The 6747-nt window shown below is 73.4% G+C and carries 6 protein-coding genes; 3 read left to right on the forward strand and 3 right to left on the reverse strand.

The annotated features are described in order from the left end of the window. Positions 1-15: 15 nt before the first annotated feature. The 3 genes from ACWC91_RS04010 to ACWC91_RS04020 form a co-directional block, all read right to left on the reverse strand. A complete protein-coding gene (locus tag ACWC91_RS04010; protein WP_450642759.1) occupies positions 16-816 on the reverse strand; it encodes a sugar phosphate isomerase/epimerase family protein in 801 nt (266 codons plus the stop codon). A gap of 11 nt (positions 817-827) precedes the next feature. After that, positions 828-1781, reverse strand: a complete 954-nt coding sequence (locus ACWC91_RS04015; protein ID WP_450642757.1) for a bifunctional helix-turn-helix transcriptional regulator/GNAT family N-acetyltransferase — start codon at positions 1779-1781, stop codon at positions 828-830. Between the two features lie 143 nt (positions 1782-1924). Beyond that, positions 1925-2974 carry a LacI family DNA-binding transcriptional regulator gene (locus ACWC91_RS04020; protein ID WP_384172715.1) on the reverse strand — a complete coding sequence of 350 codons (1050 nt, stop codon included), beginning with the start codon at positions 2972-2974 and terminating at the stop codon, positions 1925-1927. Positions 2975-3262: 288 nt separating this feature from the next. Between ACWC91_RS04020 and ACWC91_RS04025 the strand changes: the two genes are divergently transcribed. From ACWC91_RS04025 to ACWC91_RS04035, 3 genes are read left to right on the forward strand one after another with little or no spacing between them, the layout of a single operon-like run. Further along, a complete protein-coding gene (locus ACWC91_RS04025; protein WP_281154936.1) occupies positions 3263-4414 on the forward strand; it encodes a Gfo/Idh/MocA family protein in 1152 nt (383 codons plus the stop codon). After that, positions 4411-5562 (forward strand): dihydrodipicolinate synthase family protein, encoded by a 1152-nt coding sequence (locus ACWC91_RS04030; RefSeq protein WP_450642754.1) that lies wholly within the window; start codon positions 4411-4413, stop codon positions 5560-5562. The genes ACWC91_RS04025 and ACWC91_RS04030 overlap by 4 nt, the downstream gene beginning before the upstream one ends. Further along, the gene (locus ACWC91_RS04035) at positions 5559-6395 is read left to right on the forward strand and encodes a sugar phosphate isomerase/epimerase family protein (RefSeq protein ID WP_225075246.1); all 837 of its coding nucleotides are present in this window, start codon (positions 5559-5561) and stop codon (positions 6393-6395) included. The genes ACWC91_RS04030 and ACWC91_RS04035 overlap by 4 nt, the downstream gene beginning before the upstream one ends. The last annotated feature ends 352 nt before the right edge of the window (positions 6396-6747 follow it).

Raw genomic sequence — 6747 nt, forward strand, 5'->3', positions numbered from 1 at the left:
CCGGCCCGGGCGAGGTCAGGCCGACTCGGTCAGCAGCCGGGCCAGATGCTCCCGCCCCGGACCTAGCAGATCCGACAACGGTGCCGCCGCCTCGTACCAGCGCTTCTCGTACTCCCAGCACAGCCAGCCGTCCCAGCCGTGGCGGGCGAGGACCTCCACGCACTCGGCGAGCGGCAGGACGCCCGCGCCCAGGGGGAGGGGCGTCGTGTCGTCGGCCGAGGCGATGTCCTTGACCTGGACGTAGCCGAGGTACGGGGAGAGGGCGGCGAAGGTCTCCGGAGGCTGCTCGCCGCCCAGCCAGGTGTGCATCACGTCCCACAGGGCGCCGATCCGGCGGTGGCCGACCGGACCGAGGACGCGCAGGACGTCCGCGCCCGTGCGGTGCGAGTCGTGGGTCTCCAGCAGGACGCGGACGCCCAGGTCGGCGGCGTGTCCGGCGACGGCCGCCAGCCGCCGGGCGGCGACGGCGTCACCCTCCGGGGCCGGCCGCCGCGGATCCGCGCCGGGAAACACCCGTACGAAGGAAGCGCCTAAATCCCCGGCGAGATCGAGGAGTTCGCGGATCTCACGGTCCACGGCCGCGTCGTCGCCGGGCGCGGCGACCCGCGGGTACCCGGCGAGCCCCAGGATCTCGACCCCGCCCGCCTCGAACTCGGCGGCCACCTCGGCCCGTTCAGCCGCCCCGAGCCCGGGGTGCACCGGCTCCTCGGGGTGGGCGCGCAGTTCGACACCGTGGTAGCCGTGCGCGGCGGCGAGCCGGACCACGTCCGGTACGGGCAGACCGGGCACACCCAGAGTGGAGAAGGCGAACTTCATGGGCACGGACCCTACTCCCTCTTCTCGTCTCGTCCCGCGCCCGGTTCGCCCAGATTCAGCCGCCAGTCCTGGCCCACCAGGTCCTTGCCGAAGGAGTGGTGCGGCTGCTCGGCGACCAGGACGAAGCCGTGCCGCTGGTAGATGCGTCGGGCGCCGCCGAGCACGTCGTTGGTCCACAGCACCAGGTCCCGGTAGCCGGCCCCGCGCGCGAAGTCGACCACCGCACGCACCAGCCGGTCGCCGATGCCCAGTCCGCGCGCCTCGGGCCCGACGAGCAGCAGCCTCAGCCGGGCGGTGGCCGGGGCCTCGTCCCGTACGCACATCACGCACCCCACCGGCCGCCCGTCGAGCTCGGCGATCCACACCCGCTCCAGGGCCGGGTCGTGGTCCTCGGCGAAGCCGGCGACGATCCTCGCCACCAGGCCCTCGTAGTCGGCGTTCCAGCCGTACTCGGCGGCGTACACCGCGCCGTTGCGCTGCACGATCCAGCCCAGGTCGCCGGGTCCGGGCCCGCGCAGCACGACGTCCTCCGGCCGCGGCGTCCGCCCCTCCGAAAGGATCTCCCGTACGGTGCGCATCGCGTCCGACAGCCGCGGCCGGTCCGCCGGCGGTACGGAGAGCAGCAGCCGGCCGACGGACTCCCGCGCCCGCTCCTCCAGCAGGCCGGCGGCCTCCCTGCCCCGCGAAGTGAGAGCGACGCTCCGGCGCCGGGGATCACGCTCGGACGGCCCGCGCTCGATCAGCCCCTCCCGCTCGAACTTGTTGAGGATCCGGCTCAGGTACCCGGCGTCCAGCGAGAGTTCGGCCCGCAGGTCGGCCGCGTCGGTCCGGGGCGCGTGCGCGAGCTCGTAGAGCACCCGGGACTCGGTGAGCGTGTAGGGGGCGTAGAGGTGGCGGCCGTAGTCGAGGGCGCCGATGGCGTTGGTGTAGAAGCGGTTGAACGCGCGGATGTCCTGGACGGTCATGTCGGGCCCCGTGGGTGAGGGGGTGGGAGACGGGCGCGGTTCCGCCGCCGGCCCGGACAGCACAGATACTTGACCCAGTCAGAGAAACCGCTCACCCCGAGGCTATCCCCGCGACGACCGCCCGTCCACGACTCGCGCCCGTCTCACGCCCCGCGCGGGGCCCCCGTGGACCCCCGCACCATCAGCTCCCCCGGGACGGTCGCGACCCCGCCGGACGGCGGCTCCTCGCGGCCCATCGCGATGCGGCCCGCGCGCGCACCCGCTTCCGCGAGCGGGAGCCGGACCGTCGTAAGGGCGGGCACCGTGTCGACGCTGAAGGGCAGGTCGTCGAAACCCGCCACCGAGACGTCCTGGGGGATGCGCAGACCGGACTCGCGCAGCGCGGCGCAGGCGCCCAGGGCGACGGAGTCGTTCGCGGCGACGACCGCCGTGAGCGACGGGTCGCGACGCAGCAGCTCCAGGGTGCCCTCGTGGCCGGAGGAGCGGTCGTACCGGCCGTGGACCGTACGGCCGGGGTCGTCCTCGATGCCCGCCGCCGCCAGCGCCTCCCGGTGGCCCTCCAGCCGGTGGCGGGTGGTCGTCCGCTCCTCGGGGCCCGCGATGTAGCCGAGGCGCCGGTGGCCCAGGGCGATCAGATGCTCCGTCAACCGCCGTCCGCCGCCCCGGTTGTCGAAGGCCAGCGCGATCGCCTGGGTGCCGGGCGCCGGCGGCCGCCCGCACAGCACCACGCGCGTTCCGGCGTCGGCCAGCTTGCGCAGCTTCGCCGAGACCGCCGCCGCGTGCGGCTCGTCCTCCACGGCCCCGCCGGTGAGCACCACCGCCGCCGCCCGCTGCCGTTGCAGCAGGGTCAGATAGGTCAGCTCGCGGTCCGGTGAGCCGCCCGTGTTGCAGACCACCGCGAGCCGCTCGCCGCCGGCCCGGCCCCCGGGGCCGCCGATCTCCGACTGGATGGCGCTCGCCATGATCCCGAAGAAGGGGTCGGCGATGTCGTTCACCAGGATGCCGACCAGGTCGGAGGTCGCGGCGGCGAGCGCGCTCGCGGGGCCGTTGAGCACGTAGTCCAGCTCGTCGACCGCCTTCAGCACCCGCTCCCGGGTGGAGGCGGCGACCGGGTAGTTGCCGTTCAGCACGCGCGACACCGTCGCGGGAGAGACCTGTGCGCGGGCCGCCACGTCCGCCAGGGTCACCGTCATCTCGTCGTCCTCCGGTCGCGCATCTCGTCGTCGTACGTGCCGTGCTCAGCCGGTACGTGCCACCCGCGGTCCGCCGCGGGGATGCGGCCGCTCAGGGTGTCGAGCAGACCTTACGGCCACCCGCCCCGCCCGTTCTCCCCCTCGAACGACCACGTCCTGGACGCGCTCTTGTCCGGACCGCTGTCCAGAGGCTAGCTTCTCTGTGTATAGAAAGCGCTTGCTGCAACGCTCACCAGTGCGACCACCGGGGGCGTACGCGGCGCGTGGACCGCGTACGAAGGGACTGACGTGACACGCAAGACGGTGCGGATCGCCATGAACGGCGTGACCGGTCGCATGGGGTACCGCCAGCATCTGGTCCGCTCGATCCTCGCCCTGCGCGAGCAGGGCGGACTCGACCTCGGCGACGGCACCGTGCTGTGGCCGGAACCGGTCCTGGTCGGCCGGCGCGAGCACGCCCTGCGCGCGCTCGCCGAGAAGCACGGCCTGGAGCACGTCTCGACCGACCTGGACGCGGTCCTCGCCGACCCGGCGGTCGACATCTACTTCGACGCGCAGGTCACCTCGGCCCGCGAGGAGGCGATCAAGAGGGCGATCGCCGCCGGAAAGCACGTCTACACCGAGAAGCCCACCGCCACCGGCCTGGAGGGCGCCCTGGAGCTCGCCCGGCTCGCCCGCGAGGCCGGCGTCAAGCACGGCGTGGTCCAGGACAAGATCTTCCTGCCCGGACTGCTCAAGCTGAAGCGGCTGATCGACGGCGGCTTCTTCGGCCGGATCCTGTCCGTGCGGGGCGAGTTCGGCTACTGGGTCTTCGAGGGCGACTGGCAGGACGCCCAGCGCCCGTCCTGGAACTACCGTGCCGAGGACGGCGGCGGCATCGTCGTCGACATGTTCCCGCACTGGGAGTACGTGCTGCACGAGCTGTTCGGCCGGGTCACCTCCGTGCAGGCCCTCACCGCCACCCACATCCCCCAGCGCTGGGACGAGAACGGCAAGCCCTACGAGGCCACCGCCGACGACGCCGCCTACGGCGTCTTCGAGCTGGAGGGCGGCGCGATCGCCCAGATCAACTCCTCCTGGGCGGTCCGCGTCAACCGCGACGAACTCGTCGAGTTCCAGGTGGACGGCACCGAGGGGTCGGCCGTCGCCGGACTGCGCAACTGCCGCGTCCAGCACCGCTCCGCCACCCCCAAGCCGGTCTGGAACCCCGACATCCCCGCCACCGAGGCCTTCCGCGACCAGTGGCAGGAGGTGCCCGACAACCAGGACTTCGACAACGGCTTCAAGGCCCAGTGGGAGCTGTTCCTCAAGCACGTCTACGCGGACGCCCCCTACCACTGGGACCTGCTCGCCGGCGCCCGCGGCGTCCAGCTCGCCGAGCTGGGCCTGAAGTCCTCGGCCGAGGGCCGCCGCCTCGACGTACCGGAGATCCAGCTGTGACCATCCGACTGCCCGGCGCGGGCGGGACGCTGCGGACCTACGAGCCCCGCACCGAGCCGCTCGCCCCCACCCCGGGCACGCCCCTCACCTCCCGCACGGTCTTCTCGGCGGCGCACGTCGTCGCCGACCCGTTCGCGGATGTGTCGCCCGACTCGCCCGCCGCCGTCGACTGGGACGCCACCCTCGCCTTCCGCCGCCATCTGTGGGCCCACGGGCTCGGCGTCGCCGAGGCCATGGACACCGCGCAGCGCGGCATGGGCCTGGACTGGGCGGGCGCGGCCGAGCTGATCCGCCGGTCCGCGGCCGAGGCCCGCGGCGTCGGCGGACGGATCGCCTGCGGCGTCGGCACCGACCAGCTCACCGGCGGCTCGCTCGCGCAGATCCGGGCCGCGTACGAGGAGCAGCTCGCCGTCGTGGAGGAGGCGGGCGCCCAGGCGATCCTGATGGCCTCGCGCGCCCTGGCGGCCACGGCCGGGAGCCCGGAGGACTACCTGGAGGTCTACGGCCACGTGCTCCGCCAGGCCGCCGACCCGGTGATCCTGCACTGGCTCGGCCCCATGTTCGACCCGGCCCTCGAGGGCTACTGGGGCTCGGCCGACCTGGACGCGGCCACCGAGACCTTCCTCGAGGTCATCGCCGCCCACCCCGACAAGGTCGACGGAGTGAAGATCTCGCTGCTGGACGCCCAGCGGGAGATCGACCTGCGCCGCCGCCTGCCGCAGGGCGTGCGCTGCTACACCGGCGACGACTTCAACTACCCGGAGCTGATCGCCGGCGACGAACAGGGCTTCAGCCACGCGCTGCTCGGCATCTTCGACCCGCTCGGACCGCTGGCGGCCGAGGCGGTACGGGTTCTGGACACCGGGGACGTCAAGGGCTTCCGCGGCCTGCTCGACCCCACGGTCGAACTGTCCCGGCACCTCTTCCAGGCCCCCACCCGCTTCTACAAGACCGGCGTGGTGTTCCTGGCCTGGCTCGCCGGGCACCAGACGCACTTCACGATGGTCGGCGGCCTCCAGTCGGCCCGCTCCCTGCCGCACCTCGCCCGCGCCTACGAACTCGCCGACGGACTCGGCCTGTTCCCGGATCCGAAGCTCGCCGAGGAGCGGATGAAGAACCTGCTGTCGCTGTACGGGGTGAACCAATGAGCACGGGCCTGGAACGCTTCTCGATCAACCAGATGACGGTCAAGCAGCTGTCACTGCCGGAACTGGTCGACAGCTGCCTGGAGTTGGGCGTGCCGGGCGTGGGCCTGTGGCGCGAACCGGTGCGGGCGTACGGGGTGGAGGCCGCCGCCAGGCTCGTACGGGACGCGGGCCTCACCGTCACCACCCTGTGCCGGGGCGGCTTCCTCACGGCGATCGACCCGGTCGAGCGGGCCGAGGCGCTGGGCGACAACCACGCGGCGATCGACGAGGCCGCGGCGCTCGGCACGGACACGCTGGTGCTGGTCTCCGGCGGACTGCCCGCCGGGAGCAGAGACCTGCGCGGGGCCCGTGAGCGCATCGCGGACGCCCTCGCCGTCCTCGGCCCGTACGCGGCCGAGCGCGGTGTCCGCCTGGCCATCGAGCCGCTGCATCCCATGTACGCCGCCGACCGCTGCGTGGTCTCCACCCTCGCCCAGGCGCTCGACCTCGCCGAGCGCTTCCCCGCCGACCAGGTCGGCGTCACCGTCGACACGTACCACATCTGGTGGGACGACACCGCTCCGGAGCAGATCGCGCGGGCGGGCGCGGGCGGCCGCATCCACACCTTCCAGCTCGCCGACTGGACCACCCCGCTGCCCGAGGGCGTGCTCAACGGCCGCGGCCAGATCGGCGACGGCTCGATCGACATGCGGGAGTGGAAGCGGTACGTGGAGGCGGCCGGCTACACCGGTGCCATCGAAGTCGAGCTGTTCAACGATGGGTTGTGGGCCCGGGACGGACGGGAGGTACTGGCGGAGACGGCGGACCGGTTCGTGGAGCACGCGATCCGATGACCGTCTGACGCGGGCGAAGAGGCGAGGGGCCCGGACCGACGGACCGGGCCCCCTCGAAGCCGTCCGGCCACCGCACCCCGGCCAGGCCCCGGACGAACACCCCGCGCGGCTTGTGTCGGGCGCCCTGTGTGGTTCAAGCCGGACGCCCTGCGCGGCTTGTGTCGGGCGCCCTGTGTGGTTCAAGCCGGACGCCCTGCGCGGCTTGTGTCGGACCGCGCCCCGCTCAAGCCCAACGCCCTGAGCGGCTCGCGTCGGACACCGCGCCCCGCTCAAGCCCAACGCCCTGAGCGGCTCGCGTCGGACACCGCGCCCCGCTCAAGCCCAACGCCCTGAGCGGCTCGCGTCGGACACC

It is taken from the genome of Streptomyces sp. NPDC001204, assembly GCF_053598035.1.